Source organism: Streptococcus sp. A25 (genome assembly GCF_043674095.1).
Taxonomy (GTDB): Bacteria; Bacillota; Bacilli; order Lactobacillales; family Streptococcaceae; genus Streptococcus; species Streptococcus suis_V.
Genome location: NZ_JBIMJO010000014.1, coordinates 1 through 14,595 on the forward strand (window position 1 = coordinate 1; position 14,595 = coordinate 14,595).

The 14,595-nt window shown below is 42.5% G+C and carries 13 protein-coding genes and 1 other RNA gene; 11 read left to right on the top strand and 3 right to left on the bottom strand.

Going from position 1 to position 14,595, the window contains the following annotated elements; translation table 11 throughout:
- Window positions 1-611: 611 nt before the first annotated feature.
- An RNA gene (gene ffs, locus ACHBID_RS07295) (signal recognition particle sRNA small type) lies at window positions 612-701 on the top strand.
- Between the two features lie 154 nt (window positions 702-855).
- Here ffs and ACHBID_RS07300 read toward each other — a convergent pair.
- Window positions 856-1,662, bottom strand: coding sequence for a formate/nitrite transporter family protein (locus ACHBID_RS07300; RefSeq protein ID WP_105111132.1), 807 nt, complete (start codon window positions 1,660-1,662; stop codon window positions 856-858).
- 157 nt (window positions 1,663-1,819) lie between these two features.
- Between ACHBID_RS07300 and gla the strand changes: the two genes are divergently transcribed.
- The 8 genes from gla to ACHBID_RS07340 all read left to right on the top strand — a co-directional run bounded on the left by gla (window position 1,820) and on the right by ACHBID_RS07340 (window position 9,458).
- On the top strand, window positions 1,820-2,665 hold the full coding sequence (gene gla / locus ACHBID_RS07305; RefSeq protein ID WP_105111131.1) for an aquaglyceroporin Gla: 846 nt from the start codon (window positions 1,820-1,822) through the stop codon (window positions 2,663-2,665).
- 131 nt (window positions 2,666-2,796) lie between these two features.
- On the top strand, window positions 2,797-4,329 hold the full coding sequence (locus ACHBID_RS07310) for a helicase HerA-like domain-containing protein (RefSeq protein WP_394731960.1): 1,533 nt from the start codon (window positions 2,797-2,799) through the stop codon (window positions 4,327-4,329).
- 112 nt (window positions 4,330-4,441) lie between these two features.
- A complete protein-coding gene (locus ACHBID_RS07315; RefSeq protein WP_394731959.1) occupies window positions 4,442-5,074 on the top strand; it encodes an NUDIX hydrolase in 633 nt (210 codons plus the stop codon).
- 244 nt (window positions 5,075-5,318) lie between these two features.
- Window positions 5,319-6,518 carry a phosphoglycerate kinase gene (locus tag ACHBID_RS07320; RefSeq protein ID WP_105111128.1) on the top strand — a complete coding sequence of 400 codons (1,200 nt, stop codon included), beginning with the start codon at window positions 5,319-5,321 and terminating at the stop codon, window positions 6,516-6,518.
- 148 nt (window positions 6,519-6,666) lie between these two features.
- Window positions 6,667-7,182, top strand: a complete 516-nt coding sequence (locus ACHBID_RS07325; protein WP_105160182.1) for an aromatic acid exporter family protein — start codon at window positions 6,667-6,669, stop codon at window positions 7,180-7,182.
- 79 nt (window positions 7,183-7,261) lie between these two features.
- Complete coding sequence (locus tag ACHBID_RS07330; RefSeq protein WP_105111126.1) at window positions 7,262-7,633, top strand: MerR family transcriptional regulator; 372 nt, start codon at window positions 7,262-7,264, stop codon at window positions 7,631-7,633.
- Window positions 7,634-7,659: 26 nt separating this feature from the next.
- Entirely contained in the window at window positions 7,660-9,006 is a 1,347-nt protein-coding gene (glnA, locus tag ACHBID_RS07335) for a type I glutamate--ammonia ligase (protein ID WP_105111125.1), read from the top strand.
- 47 nt (window positions 9,007-9,053) lie between these two features.
- Complete coding sequence (locus ACHBID_RS07340) at window positions 9,054-9,458, top strand: GNAT family N-acetyltransferase (protein WP_105111124.1); 405 nt, start codon at window positions 9,054-9,056, stop codon at window positions 9,456-9,458.
- Window positions 9,459-9,849: 391 nt separating this feature from the next.
- Here ACHBID_RS07340 and rnjA read toward each other — a convergent pair whose 3' ends face one another.
- On the bottom strand, window positions 9,850-11,529 hold the full coding sequence (gene rnjA / locus ACHBID_RS07345) for a ribonuclease J1 (protein ID WP_167785983.1): 1,680 nt from the start codon (window positions 11,527-11,529) through the stop codon (window positions 9,850-9,852).
- A gap of 3 nt (window positions 11,530-11,532) precedes the next feature.
- Window positions 11,533-11,763, bottom strand: a complete 231-nt coding sequence (locus tag ACHBID_RS07350; RefSeq protein ID WP_105111122.1) for a DNA-dependent RNA polymerase subunit epsilon — start codon at window positions 11,761-11,763, stop codon at window positions 11,533-11,535.
- A gap of 301 nt (window positions 11,764-12,064) precedes the next feature.
- On the opposite strand from ACHBID_RS07350, the gene ACHBID_RS07355 reads away from it, so the two are divergent.
- On the top strand, window positions 12,065-12,943 hold the full coding sequence (locus tag ACHBID_RS07355; RefSeq protein ID WP_174852885.1) for an Rgg/GadR/MutR family transcriptional regulator: 879 nt from the start codon (window positions 12,065-12,067) through the stop codon (window positions 12,941-12,943).
- 269 nt (window positions 12,944-13,212) lie between these two features.
- Window positions 13,213-14,505 carry a radical SAM protein gene (locus ACHBID_RS07360; RefSeq protein WP_174852886.1) on the top strand — a complete coding sequence of 431 codons (1,293 nt, stop codon included), beginning with the start codon at window positions 13,213-13,215 and terminating at the stop codon, window positions 14,503-14,505.
- Window positions 14,506-14,595 lie beyond the last annotated feature (90 nt).

Here is a 14,595-nt window from a genome sequence, read left to right on the forward strand (position 1 = left end):
ATCCTCCAGTTTTGTTTTTCTAACAGTATACTGGAGGAGGGAGTGAGTAGATAGATACCTTGTTATTGGGCGGTTACGACGCAACTGCCCAATAACGAAGTATAGTGGGCGGTTGCACTTGTCCTAAATCACTGAGCTGGATAGTCATAGTGCAGTACCTTATCCAAGAGTGTTTCTAGTGTCTCTTGGTGGATTGCTTGAAAGAATGTGAGTTCCACTTTTCCGAGATGAATTTTCATTAGAATATCGTTTCTGCCTTTCTTCTCAAAGCGACGATGGGGTGTGACGTAAAAAATCCTCCAGTTCTGTTTTCTCTAACAGTATACTGGATAATAGGGAAGCTGAAAAGATACTCCATTATTGGGCGGTTACGTTAGACTCATCTGTTTGCCCAATACGGTGACCAGTTTAAGTGATGAGGGGGAATCAAAGCTATCAGATGGCCTGGATAATGAATTTTAGGTCTATTAGTTAAGTGACACTGAGAGTGGGGTTAGTTGATGATAGGATGTTGATGAAGAATATCTATCTCTGAGTATGAACTTATTTCTCATTTTCAGGAAGCTTGAAGTTGAGAAAAATATTGAATTTTAGTGAATTTGTGATATAATAATAAATGGAGCAAGGTTCGTGCGTGAAGCGGGTCAGGGGAGGAATCCAGCAGCCCTAAGCGATGTCGAGTCTGTGCTCTTTTTGCGTACAGTCTAAAAACCCTTTGAAATCGAGCTTTCAGAGGGTTTTATCTGTCTGATTTTTAGAAATAGGGGCAATTAGATTATTCGCATCATATTCGGTCTCTCGGGCTATTGGTGAGTACAAAAAATACGGCTGGATTTCCAAACCGCATTCTCTAGATTAGTCGACATAGAGTTTTGATTTATCGCTGAGCCAGCTGTAAAGGAGACCGATAAGGAGACCACCGCCGACGTAGTTTCCAAGTCCTGAGAAGAGGAAATTCCTTAGGACACTGAGGATAGTCATGCCCTCGACTGGACCACCATTTGAGAAAAGGGCCAAGGAGAAGGTAGAGAAGTTGGCAATAACGTGCTCAAAGCCTAGGAAGGCAAAGATAAAGATGATAAAGATGAGGGAAATAACACGGCCCGCATCGTCTTTCATGCGCATAGAGATAAAGACAGCGATGTTTACTACGATGTTGGCAAAGATACCCTCGACAAACTGTGTCAGAGGTGTTTTTGCCAGTTTTGCGACAACAGCTTCAATCAGGTAACTATCATGTTCCAAATGTCCAACCTGGTAAGGAGTTGTGAAGGAGAGCATATAGGCTACAATGACTGCCCCAACAAAGTTGAAAAAGATACAAGTAGCTAGAATCTTGAGGGCTGTTTTGGTAGGGATCACTTTACGGTGGATAGCAGAGGTCATGTACATCATATTAGAAGTGCCTAGTTCAGCGTTCATATAAAGAATCATGACCAAGCACCAGCCGAACATGAGTCCGTAGCTGAATTTACCGAGGCCATCTACAATATGATTGAGCTTATCAGCTGTATAAACTGAGATAGCCAAACCAATTGCTAGGTAAACACTGGCCATAGCTGAGCGAATTGCATAGGCGAAGAAGTTGTTTTCAATCAAGTCTGCTTTTTTCTTGATACTTTTGTCAATATTGTAAATGAGCGTGTCATTTTGGGAAGCCATATAAATCTCCTTTGGCGCTTGAAAAATAGTGTAAGTAATCATATGTTTTCAGAAAGTAAACGTTTCACTTTCCAGTTAATGCTTTACTTTGTATATTATACTTGATAAAATGAAGAATATCAATAATATTTATAAATCGGAAGGAGAATTGAAATTTATGGATGCAACATGGACAGTGAAATATATCACTGAATTTCTGGCGACTGCCTTGCTTATTATTATCGGTAATGGTACAGTTGCTAACGTCGACCTCAAAGGTACCAAAGGGAACAACTCAGGTTGGATTTTGATCGCTATCGGCTACGGATTGGCTGTTATGATGCCAGCCCTTATGTTTGGTAATGTTTCTGGTAACCATATCAACCCAGCCTTCACACTTGGTTTGGCTGTTTCAGGTCTATTCCCTTGGGCACATGTGGCTCAATACATTATCGCTCAGGTATTGGGTGCAATGTTTGGTCAATTGGTCGTTGTCACCGTTTACAAACCATATTTCTTGAAAACAGAGAATTCAAACCATGTCTTGGGTTCTTTCTCTACTATCAATGCTTTGGACAATGGCAAAGCGGAAAGCCGTAAAGCAGCAACCATCAATGGTTTCTTGAATGAGTTTGTTGGGTCATTCGTCTTGTTCTTCGGTGCGCTTGCTTTGACAAAGAACTTCTTCGGTGCAGAGTTGGTTGGTAAGTTGATTGAGCAAGGCTATGATAAGACTGCTGCTGAAACAATGGTTGCGCCATATACTGCCGGTTCCATTGCAGTAGCCCATGTCGGTATCGGTTTCCTTGTTATGGCACTTGTTGCAGCGGTCGGTGGTCCAACTGGTCCTGGTCTCAACCCAGCGCGTGACCTTGGTCCTCGTATCGTTCACCACTTCTTGCCAAAATCAATTCTTGGTCAAGCCAAGGCTGATTCAAAATGGTGGTATGCATGGGTCGGCGTTGTTGCTCCAATCCTTGCGTCAATCGCTGCAGTTGCCCTGTTTAAATATTTATATTTGTAATATGAAAAAGTCTGCTCGTCAGGCTTTTCTTTTTTTTTCTTGTTGCGGTGAACTTGCAAGCTGTCTGCTCTGCTATTTTCCTAAAAACTATGCTAGAATATAGACAGAACAATCGGAAAAGAGGGCAGATTATGTCAGAAGTTATTGCATTTGGGTACGGGCATGCACGGGCGGAAATCCAGCTCAAGCGCCTCAATCGGCACGGTGTGATTGCCGGGGCGACGGGGACAGGTAAGACGGTGACGCTCAAGGTTTTGGCGGAGAAACTGAGTGAGGCGGGCATTCCTGTCTTTCTATCGGACATCAAGGGTGACCTCAATAGTTTGGTCCAGGCCAATACCAAGGAAATTGACCCAAGTCGTTTGAAGCAGACTCAGTATGCAGATTATTCGCCGAGGAGTTATACCGTTGAGCTGTGGGATGTTTTCGGTGAAAATGGGATTCCAGTACGGATGACTATTTCTGAGATGGGGCCGGTGCTTTTGACCCGTTTGCTGGGGCTCAATGATACGCAGGAATCCATTCTCAATATAGTCTTTAGTGTGGCGGATGAACGTGGTCTGCTGTTGCTGGACCTTATGGACTTGCGGGCCATGCTCAATTTTGTGGCTGAAAATGCTCAAGAGCTTAGTCAATATTACGGCAATATTCCAGCTCGTTCGGTCGGTGCCATCTTGCGGAGTTTGGTGGTCTTGGAACAGCAGAGCGGGAAACTGTTCTTCGGTGAGCCCAGCTTGGAGATTGCGGATTTGATGCGGACAACTGCTGATGGACAAGGGGTTATCAATGTCTTGCAGGCGACAGAACTTTTCAATCAGCCGACGCTTTATTCGACCGTTCTGCTCAGTCTTTTGTCGGAACTCTACGAAATTTTACCGGAAGTAGGCGACCTAGATAAGCCCAAGATGGTCTTCTTCTTTGACGAGGCCCATGTGCTCTTCAAGGATGCACCGAAGGTCTTGCTGGAGAAGATTGAGTTGATTGTTCGCCTGATTCGTTCAAAAGGTGTTGGTGTCTTTTTCGTTACGCAAAATCCGACCGATATTCCTGATAGCATCGCTAGCCAGCTGGGCAACCGTATCCAGCATGGGCTCCGTGCTTTCACACCTAAGGAACTGAAAACGGTGGCGACAGTGGCGGATACCTTCCGTCAAGAAGGAGCTGAGGACTTAGCCAAGGTCATTCAAGAATTGCAGGTCGGAGAGGCAGTTGTCTCGACCTTGCAGGCAGATGGAACACCAAGCTTTGCAGACCGGGTGATGATTTATCCGCCGAAGAGTCAGTTGGGAACAGCTGATGCGACTCTGGTCTTGTCTGCCATCAATAATTCTTCTCTGATGGACAAATATGCGGACGCGGTTGACCGAGAATCTGCCCATGAGCAAATTCTAGCGCTGACCCAAGAAAAAGAGGCGCAGTTGATCAAGCAAGCAGAGCAGGCGGAGGCGAAAAAAGCAGCAGAAAAAGCCGCCAAAGAAACAACAAAATTGGAAGAAAAGGCTGCCAAGGAAAGAGCAAAAGCAGAGGCCAAGGCCAGCAAACCAGCTGCCAAACGTTCCGATTCGATGATGGACCGCTTTACCAAAAATCTCATGAGCCAAGTCGGCCGGGAAGTCGGGCGCGTGGTGACCAGAGGTATTATGGGCATGCTGAAAGGGAAGTAAGTCTGCTAAAACTGAGAACACACCGTCTCAGTTTTTCTTTGCTATTTCACTTGCTATTTGGCTGGAAATAGATTAAAATTATTTTATCACTAGTTAGTAAGGAGTTGGTTCTATGCCTCGTCAGATTCAGGAAATTCTCGATAACTACAAGCCTCAGCCTCTAGGTGAGAAAAGGTCTTTTGCGGTTTTTCTGCCTCTAGTCTGGTCAGATGATCAGTGGCAGGTTTTGTATGAAGTCCGATCGGAGTCTATTTCTCAACCTGGGGAGGTCTCTTTTCCTGGAGGAGGTATCGAAGAGGGGGAATCGGCTGAGACGGCGGTGGTCCGTGAGGTAGTAGAAGAACTGAATCTTGCAGAGGAATCTATAGAAATCTTAGGGGAAATTGACTATCTGGTCTTTGGCAAATCAACTATCCGCTGTTTTGTCGGTCGCTTAAACGTAGACTGGAAAGAGATTGTACCCAATGAAGAGGTGGCCCGCTTATTCACCGTGCCTCTGGCAACACTCCTTGAGCAGGACCCAATCTACTATCCCCTCTATCTTCGTCTGGATCCGGAGCAAGATTTTCCCTTCGAGCGAATTCGTGGTGGTCGGGACTACCCTTTCAAGCACCACAAACGGTCTATCCCCTTTTATGATAACCTGCCAGAAACAGTTTGGGGAATCACGGCTCAATTTACCCATTGCTTTACAGAAATCATCAGGACAAGCCAGATTGATTTAGAAATGGGAGAGTCAAGGTAAAGTTGACTAGAGCAGAGTGAAGTATAGCTCTGTTGCTCTGGATTCTCTAGGCTATCTGGAAAATGTTACCAAAAAATGCTAATGGAAACTGGACTTTGTGCCAGTTTCTTTTGGTTGCTGCAGCTGATTGTTCGTACTTGGTCTTAGATTGATCATTATCTTGTGAAAAATTTTTCTTTGAATGGGAAAAATGTTAAAAATATGGTACAATTGAAAGGTAAAAATTTTATAAGGAGTCTATCTAATGGCTAAATTGACTGTTAAAGACGTTGAATTGAAGGGCAAAAAAGTCCTTGTCCGTGTGGACTTTAACGTTCCTTTGAAAGATGGCGTTATCACTAACGATAACCGTATTACAGCAGCTCTTCCAACTATCAAGTATATTCTTGAGCAAGGTGGACGTGCAATTCTTTTCTCTCACCTTGGTCGTGTGAAAGAAGAAGCTGACAAAGAAGGTAAATCATTGGCTCCTGTAGCAGCTGACTTGGCGGCTAAATTGGGTCAAGACGTTGCTTTCATCGCTGGCGCTACTCGTGGTGCTGAATTGGAAGCAGCTATCAATTCTTTGGAAGATGGACAAGTTCTCCTTGTTGAAAACACTCGTTTCGAAGATGTTGATGGTAAGAAAGAATCTAAAAACGACGAAGAACTTGGTAAATACTGGGCTTCACTTGGTGATGGTATCTTCGTTAACGATGCATTTGGTACTGCACACCGTGCACACGCATCAAACGTTGGTATCTCAGCAAACGTAGAAAAAGCAGTAGCTGGTTTCCTTTTGGAAAACGAAATTGCATATATCCAAGAAGCTGTTGAAACTCCAGAGCGTCCATTCGTGGCAATTCTTGGTGGTTCAAAAGTATCTGATAAGATCGGTGTTATCGAGAACCTTCTTGAAAAAGCTGACAAAGTTCTTATCGGTGGTGGTATGACGTACACATTCTACAAAGCTCAAGGTATCGAAATCGGTAACTCACTTGTAGAAGAAGATAAATTGGACGTTGCAAAAGCACTTCTTGAAAAAGCAAACGGTAAATTGATCTTGCCAGTTGACTCAAAAGAAGCTAACGCATTTGCTGGCTACACAGAAGTTCGTGATACAGAAGGCGAAGCAGTTTCAGAAGGCTTCCTTGGTCTTGACATCGGTCCTAAGTCAATCGCTAAATTTGACGAAGCTTTGACTAGTGCGAAAACAGTTGTTTGGAACGGTCCTATGGGTGTATTTGAAAACCCAGACTTCCAAGCTGGTACAATCGGTGTAATGGACGCTATCGTGAAACAACCAGGCGTGAAATCAATCATCGGTGGTGGTGACTCAGCAGCAGCAGCTATCAACCTTGGCCGTGCAGACAAGTTCTCATGGATCTCTACTGGTGGTGGTGCATCAATGGAATTGCTTGAAGGTAAAGTATTGCCAGGACTTGCAGCATTGACTGAGAAATAAGCTAATCAATCAAACGACGGGTGACCGTCGTTTTTTGCTAGTTTATCTAGTCTTTGAAAAGTATTTAGTTCAGCCAATATCATCCATTTGTCACAATCTTTGCAGGCATTTGATAAACATTTTTGCTAAATCATGTTAGAATAGTAGTATGTTTAAGAGATATCGATTTGACCCCAAGAAGTTTAAGTTAGGGATGCGGACCCTTAAGTCGGGACTGGCAGTTTTCTTTGTTATATTACTGTTTCACCTCTTAAAATGGGATGGGTTCCAGATAGCAGCTCTGTCTGCGGTCTTTAGTCTGCGGGAGGATTTTGGAAAGAGTGTACATTTTGGCTCTTCTCGTGTCCTCAGCAATTCTATCGGTGGTTTTTATGCCCTGCTCTTTTTCATCCTCAGTGATTTCTTTTCACAGAGTTTTTGGGTAACCTTGATTGCCATACCGATTTTTACCATGTTGACCATTATGACCAATGTGGCCTTCAATAATACTGCCGGGGTTGTCAGTGGTGTTGCTACTCTACTAATCATTGCTTTGTCGGTACCTGCAGGGGATTCGACTATTGTCTATGCTTTGACAAGGGTTTTTGAGACATTTGTAGGAGTTTTTGTAGCAATTCTGGTTAATTATGACCTGGAAAAGCTGAAAAAGCGCTTTTTGAGATAAAACATGTCACAAATTGTGACATCACATATTGACGCCCAGAAAAATTTCCCCTATAATAGTGTGCAGAAAGGAGTTCATTATGAGAGAAAAAGAGTTCCGTCGTTCCTTAGCCATTTTTCCGATTGGTAGTGTGATGAAGTTGACTGACCTGACGGCCCGACAGATTCGCTATTATGAGGACCAGGGCTTGATTAAGCCTGAGCGTAATGAAGGAAACCGTCGCTTGTATTCTCTAAATGATATGGACTTGCTCTTGGAAATCAAGGATTTCTTGGATGAGGGTTTGAATATTGCTGCGATTAAGAAGGAATATGCTAATCGTCAGGTAAAAGAAAAATTCAAACAGGAAACCAAGACCTTGACGGACGAGGATGTTCGCCGTATCTTGCATGATGAATTCAGTCGACAAGGACGATTTTCAAGTCCGAGTTCCATTTTTCGGTCATCTTAAAGAGCACAAATATAGAGGAGAAAGCAATGTCAATTACAGTAGCGGATATTAAACGCGATATTAAAGAGAAAAACGTTACCTTCCTACGTCTCATGTTTACAGATATTATGGGGATTATGAAGAACGTGGAAATTCCTGCAACAGATGAGCAGGTGGATAAGGTTTTGTCAAACAAGGTTATGTTTGATGGATCTTCTATCGAAGGTTTTGTTCGTATCAATGAATCAGATATGTATCTCTACCCTGACTTGAATACCTGGACTATTTTCCCTTGGGGAGATGAAAATGGTCGTGTAGCTGGTTTGATTTGTGATATTTATACAACTGATGGCAAGCCTTTTGCGGGTGACCCACGTGGAAATTTGAAGAAATCTCTTCGCCATATGGAAGAAGCAGGTTTCTCATCATTCAACCTTGGTCCAGAACCAGAGTTCTTCCTCTTTAAGATGGATGAACACGGAAACCCAACACTTGAAGTGAATGATAAGGGTGGTTATTTTGACCTTGCTCCAACAGACCTTGCTGATAATACACGTCGTGAAATCGTAAACGTTCTGACAGAAATGGGCTTTGAAGTGGAAGCGAGTCACCACGAAGTGGCAGTAGGTCAGCACGAAATCGACTTCAAATATGAGGATGTCTTAAAAGCTTGTGATAATATCCAAATCTTTAAGTTGGTTGTTAAGACCATTGCCCGTAAGCACGGGATGTATGCGACCTTTATGGCCAAACCTAAGTTTGGTATCGCAGGATCTGGTATGCACTGTAACATGTCCTTGTTTGATAAGGATGGAAACAATGCTTTCTATGATCCAGAAGATCCGAATGGTATGCAATTGTCTGAAACAGCCTACTATTTCCTTGGTGGTTTGATCAAGCATGCCTATAACTATACTGCCATTACCAACCCAACGGTTAACTCTTACAAGCGTTTGGTTCCAGGTTTCGAGGCGCCAGTTTACATTGCTTGGGCTGGTAAGAACCGCTCGCCATTGGTGCGCGTACCTGCATCTCGTGGAATGGGAACTCGCTTGGAATTGCGTTCTGTAGACCCAACTGCTAACCCTTACTTGGCTATGGCCGTTCTGTTGGAAGTTGGTTTAGAAGGAATCAAAAATAAGATTGAAGCCCCAGCTCCTGTAGAGTCAAATATTTATGCCATGTCTGATGAAGAGCGTCGTGAAGCAGGCATCACTGATCTTCCTTCAACTCTGCACAATGCCCTCAAGGCTCTCCGCAAGGACGAAGTGGTGCGTGCAGCCCTAGGTGAGCACATCTACACCAACTTCATTGAAGCTAAGAAAATCGAGTGGGCAAGCTACGCGACCTACGTTTCTAAGTGGGAAATTGATAACTACTTGGATTTATATTAAGAGGAAAGAAGCCTTCGGGTTTCTTTTTCTATCGATGGAGGTGGAAAATGATTGATGAGTTTGTAAATCAGGTGTTTGACCAGCAATTTGTAGAGGAATTTGGTCCGGAGTCTTTAGAGAAACTGTCGCCGACTGAGCTTGTATTGACCAAAGAACAGGACGGTCAGTTGGTCGGTGTCCTGCAGGCGGTGAAGACATTGGAAACTATTCATGTCAAAGCTTTGGTAGTGGCTAAAGAAGCGCAAGGTTTGGGGCTGGGTAGTCAATTGTTGTCAGAATTGGAGGAGCAGGCCAGAGAACTGGAAGTGACCAGTATTACCCTATCCACCAAATCCTACCAAGCTAAGGATTTCTACTTGAAAAATGGCTATGAACTATACGCGAGTTTAGAGGACGTTCCCCTCAAAGGTGTCACAAAATATCACTTCATAAGGAGAATAGGAAAATGTTGAGGTAGGGCATAAAATCCAACCTCAACCTCATTAATTAGTAAAAACATATTGACGTAGGGGTTGATTGTTCATACGTTTCGGGGAACCTTTTGAAGTTGGAAATAAGGGTTGCGTAGAAAGCCTCATTTCCTTCGCGTTTGACGCTCCGAACCAGTCCTAACGAATGATACGAACTCCGTTCGTTCAATTTCCAACCTCCAACAGTCACTACTCTGACTGTTGGAGCTGTTCGGGGACGGTAGTGAAACAGTCTGGGGATAGACTGGTTCAGCTCAACAACTGGAAATAAGGACTTGTTGACGAACTCTCTTTTCATTATTCGAGTTCTTTCCCGCTCCCAATTTTTTCAAATAAAAAAATCGAAGAGGAATCCTGCTTCGATTTAGTTTGTTTAGCGATCGGGGGTCAGAATCATTGGAATGATGATTGGCTCCCGTTCTGTTTTTTCATAAAGGAATGGTCGCAGGGCGTTGACAATAGCGCCGTTGACCGTTTGGATATTGGCATCCTTGTTGCGCATGGCGATACGGATGGCGTTGAAGAGAACGCGCTGGCTCTCACGAATCAGGTCGCCTGATTCACGCATGTAGATGAAACCTCGGCTGAGGACATCTGGTCCAGCCAAAATCATCTTGGTCTTGAAGTCTACGGTTGCGACTGCAAGGACTACACCGTCTTCAGATAAATCACGACGATCTTTGAGGACAGCGGCTCCGATTTCACCGATACGGTTTCCGTCAACGTAGATATCTTGGGCGTTGAATTGACCGGCCATGCGGGCTCTGTCCTTGGTCAGAGCTAGGACATCTCCGTTTTCCATGATGAAGATGTTATCCTTAGGAACTCCAGTATCAACAGCTAGACTGGCATGGATTTTTTGCATGCGGTATTCACCATGCACAGGCATGAAGAATTTTGGCTTAATCAAGCGGAGCATGAGTTTTTGTTCCTGCTGGCCACCGTGTCCGGAGGTATGGATGTTGTTAATCTTGCCGTGAATGACATCGACACCGGCCTCGATCAAGATATTGATGAGCTTGTTGACACCTGTGGTATTTCCCGGAATCGGCGAAGATGAGAAGATAACCGTATCGCCTGGCTGGAGTTGAACCTGACGGTGGGTACCGTGGGCAATCCGCGAGAGGGCCGCCATTGGCTCTCCTTGACTACCTGTACAGAGAATCATTATCTCGTTGGCAGGGTATTCCTTGATTTCATTTGGCTCGATAAAGGTATCTTTCGGCACCTTGATGTAGCCCAGCTCAATACCGTTGACAATAGCTTTTTCCATGGAGCGGCCAAAGACAGCAATCTTACGACCGGTCTTGACAGCAGCATCTGCAGCCTGCTGGAGGCGGAAGATGTTGGAGGCAAAGGATGCGAAGATAATGCGCCCGTGGATGCCTTCAATCAGCTTCATGATGGACTGACCGACCACTTTTTCCGAGTTGGTAAAGGTCGGAACTTCAGCGTTAGTCGAGTCAGAGAGGAGGCAGAGAACGCCTTCTTCTCCCAGGGCTGCCATACGGTGCAAATCAGCTGGCTCCCCAACTGGAGTAAAGTCAAACTTGAAGTCACCGGTACAGACGATTTTTCCTTGCGGTGTATCGACCACAACACCCAGGGGTTCTGGAATGGAGTGGGTGGTGCGGAAGAAGCTGACCTTGAGGTGTTTAAAAGTCAATTCTGTATTGTGGTTAATTTCAAACAGTTTGGCATCACGAAGGAGACCGTGCTCTTCTAATTTGCCACGAATAAGGGCTAGGGCTAGGGGACCTGCGTAGATAGGGACATTGGCTTGTTTGAGTAGGAAAGGAATCCCCCCGATGTGGTCCTCGTGCCCGTGGGTAATGACCAAGCCTTTGACGCGGTCGATATTTTCAACAATATAGGAGTAGTCTGGGATAACGTAGTCGATACCCAATAGGTCATCTTCGGGGAACTTGATACCGGCATCAACGATGAGGATGTCGTCCTGGTACTCGATACCGTAGGTGTTCTTCCCGATTTCTCCCAAACCACCGATGGCGAAGACGCCAACTTCATGAGGTTTTAGATTGACTGATGACATAAATTAGAACTCCGTAAGTTTGAAATCTGCGTGCTCTTTCTCGTATTCGAGGTGCTTGTCAGATAGGAGGTCGACAAATTCGACGTTGTAGGCTGGGAACTTGTTTTCAACCAATTCCTTGACCTTGATACGACCTTGCAATTCGTCAGCAGCATCTACTTGAACATAGAGAACTTGGGTCTGCTCACGGCGTGGGCTGACTTTGGTTTCTTGGTAAAATACTTTAAAAATCATGTGTAGTATAGTTTCCTTTCTCCTTTTGACTGTGTCTATGAAAAAGATACAAATAGGGATGCTATTTGTTGGGTCTATTCAATTTTTTTGAGTTATTAGGTTTCACAGCCGGTATATTACTCTTCATTATACCATAAAATTTGCTGATGGTAAAAGGGTTTGGTAGGAAAATGGAAAAGTGTTATGGTTTTCAGAAACAAGCAGTCATTTGGCAGAATAATAAGTAAAATTGACAAAAATATATTTGGACATTATAATAAATGTAAGCGGATTTTCAATGCATCAAGAAAGGGGATGAGTCATGGGTACAGTACCACAAATGAGTTTAGGCGAATTTTACAGGGAACTCCGAAATTCTCGCTTGGTTAAGCAAAAGGATGTCGTCAGAGGAGACTTTACAGCAGCCCAGCTATCACGCTTTGAGTCTGGAAAATCTATGTTGGCGGCAGATAAGATGATACTGGCAGTTGAGGGGATCAACATGACCATGGAGGAGTTTACCTACAAATACCATGGCTACAAGGAAGCGCCCCATATTGAGCTGGCTAATCTGATTTCAGATTTGTATTACCAACAGGATAGGGATGGGCTACGGGAACTGTTGAAGTCAGACCTCTTGAAAGCAGAGGGGGAACTCTATGCTCGGTTAAATAGAATAGTCATCAAGGTGGCGCTGGCTGCCTTAGATGGACGAACTGATTTTGACGAGGAGGATAGGAAGTTTCTTTCAGATTATCTCTTTGCCATTGAGGAATGGACCAGTTTTGAGCTCTATTTATTTTTGAATGCACAAATGCTGTTGAATGATCATATGATTGTTAGTTTATTATCTGAGTTGAAGAATAAATCTAAAAGTTATCGAAAATTAAGAAAGCATCGAGATTATTTGAAAAAAATACTGATCAATTCAGTCGGAGAAATGATAGAACGAGAGAAGTACGGTTTAGCGGAAGAATTTTTAACGGAACTGGAGAGACTGGTTGAGATAACAGATGCTTTTGAACAGATTTTTGTGAATTACTTCAAGCTATGTATTGCACTTATCAAATCAGGTGGCTCCATGGAATTTCAAACAAAAACAGAGGCCTATATTGCCTCCGTTGGATTGATAGTGAGTAGCAAAGTGTCGACACTCTTGGAACGTCATTACAAATTATGTGTTTTAAAAGAAGATTGTTAGTGAAGTTGGAAGAATTGGATAAATAATAATGGGTAAGGTTAGTAAAAGGTAAAATACTGATTTTAAAAACGCCTTCTTCATAGCTAATCAAGCCTCCTTGTTTTTTATTTCATTATAACTCATTTTTCCACGGCAATTATTAACTTGAAAATATGTAATTTTATAAAAATAAATTACATATTTTCAAGTTTCACTAGTATCAATTGAGTTGTGTTAGAATTTAGACAAGAAATAATAATAAGTGAAATCAAAGACAGGGAGGTATGCGTATGGAGATGTCACCCTATGTTCTCCGGCAGGAATGTGACGAAGGTATAGTCTATTTCAATACAAAGAATAACCATTCATTTCTAATTAAGAATCAATTGTTAGAAAAATTGAAGACTGACGAGGAGACTAAAGAGCAATACAAGACCTACCTGGAACAGTTTCATTATTTTCCAGAGGACGATGAGGTAAATCAATCTTTAAGGAAGATACGTGAGATAGACGACACTTTATTAGAGTTCACAATTTTAACGCACGGAGATTGTAATTTTCGTTGCAAATATTGTTATGAAAAGTTTGAAAACATTGCTATGTCAAGAGAGACAGAGGATGCAATTCTGAGATTTGCGGAAGAGCAGTTGAGTACTGGAAAGTATAAGTTTTTCAAAGTTGCTTGGTTTGGTGGCGAGCCTCTGCTCGGGTATCGAACGATTCAATATCTTTCAGAAAAATTTCAAGAAATTTGTCAAAATTATGAGGTAGACTATTTAGCAAACATTACTACAAATGGTTATCTCTTATCGTTGAATAAATTTAAGTCTTTGGTTGAAGATTTCAGTGTCCGTAGTTATCAAATAACGATAGATGGTAACCAAGATAGTCATGATTGCCAGAGGGTTTTGAAAAACGACAGAGGGTCATACAGTCGTATTTATAAAAATTTACAGGCAATGAAAGATAGTGAGTTAGATTTTTTCTGCACGATTCGATTTAATATTTCAAAAGAGAATAAAGAAAATATAAAATCTTTTCTTAATAGAGATGGTTTGTATTTTAAGAATGATGAACGGTTTAGCTTTTCTTACCATAATGTTGGTGATTGGGGGCAGGGGGATCGCTCGGAGAAAGATTGTGTGACTTTACTTGATTATGATGCGAGTTTTGAACTATCAATGCTAGCAAATTCTATTGGTTATAGTATTTCTTTAGTTAGTTATTTTCTAAATAACCGTTTTACTTGTTATGCCAATCGGATGAATCACTATATGTTTAATGTAAGAGGGATTGTGCAATCTTGCACAGTCGCATTATATCATCCTAAAAATGTATTTGGTAATATAAATAAGTGTTTTATTAATCATGATAAATTGAGTCAATGGGTAATTGAAGTGGATGAAAACTGTAAATCATGCCCTTTTGTCTTGATTTGTAAGTCAGGTCATTGCCCAATGGCTAAGCGAATATCAAAACACTCTTCTGAGGTACTCTGTCGTAGTATGCAGAAGTTAGTTAAAAGAAATCTAGCACTATTCGCATTGACTAAGTCCTATCATGATATTTTAGATGTGGGTTAGAAGGAGGAAATTTTATGTCTATTATTTCAAATAAAGAGTATGGTCAATCTAGTCATACTTATACAAATGGTAGTTGTAATTCACCTTGTA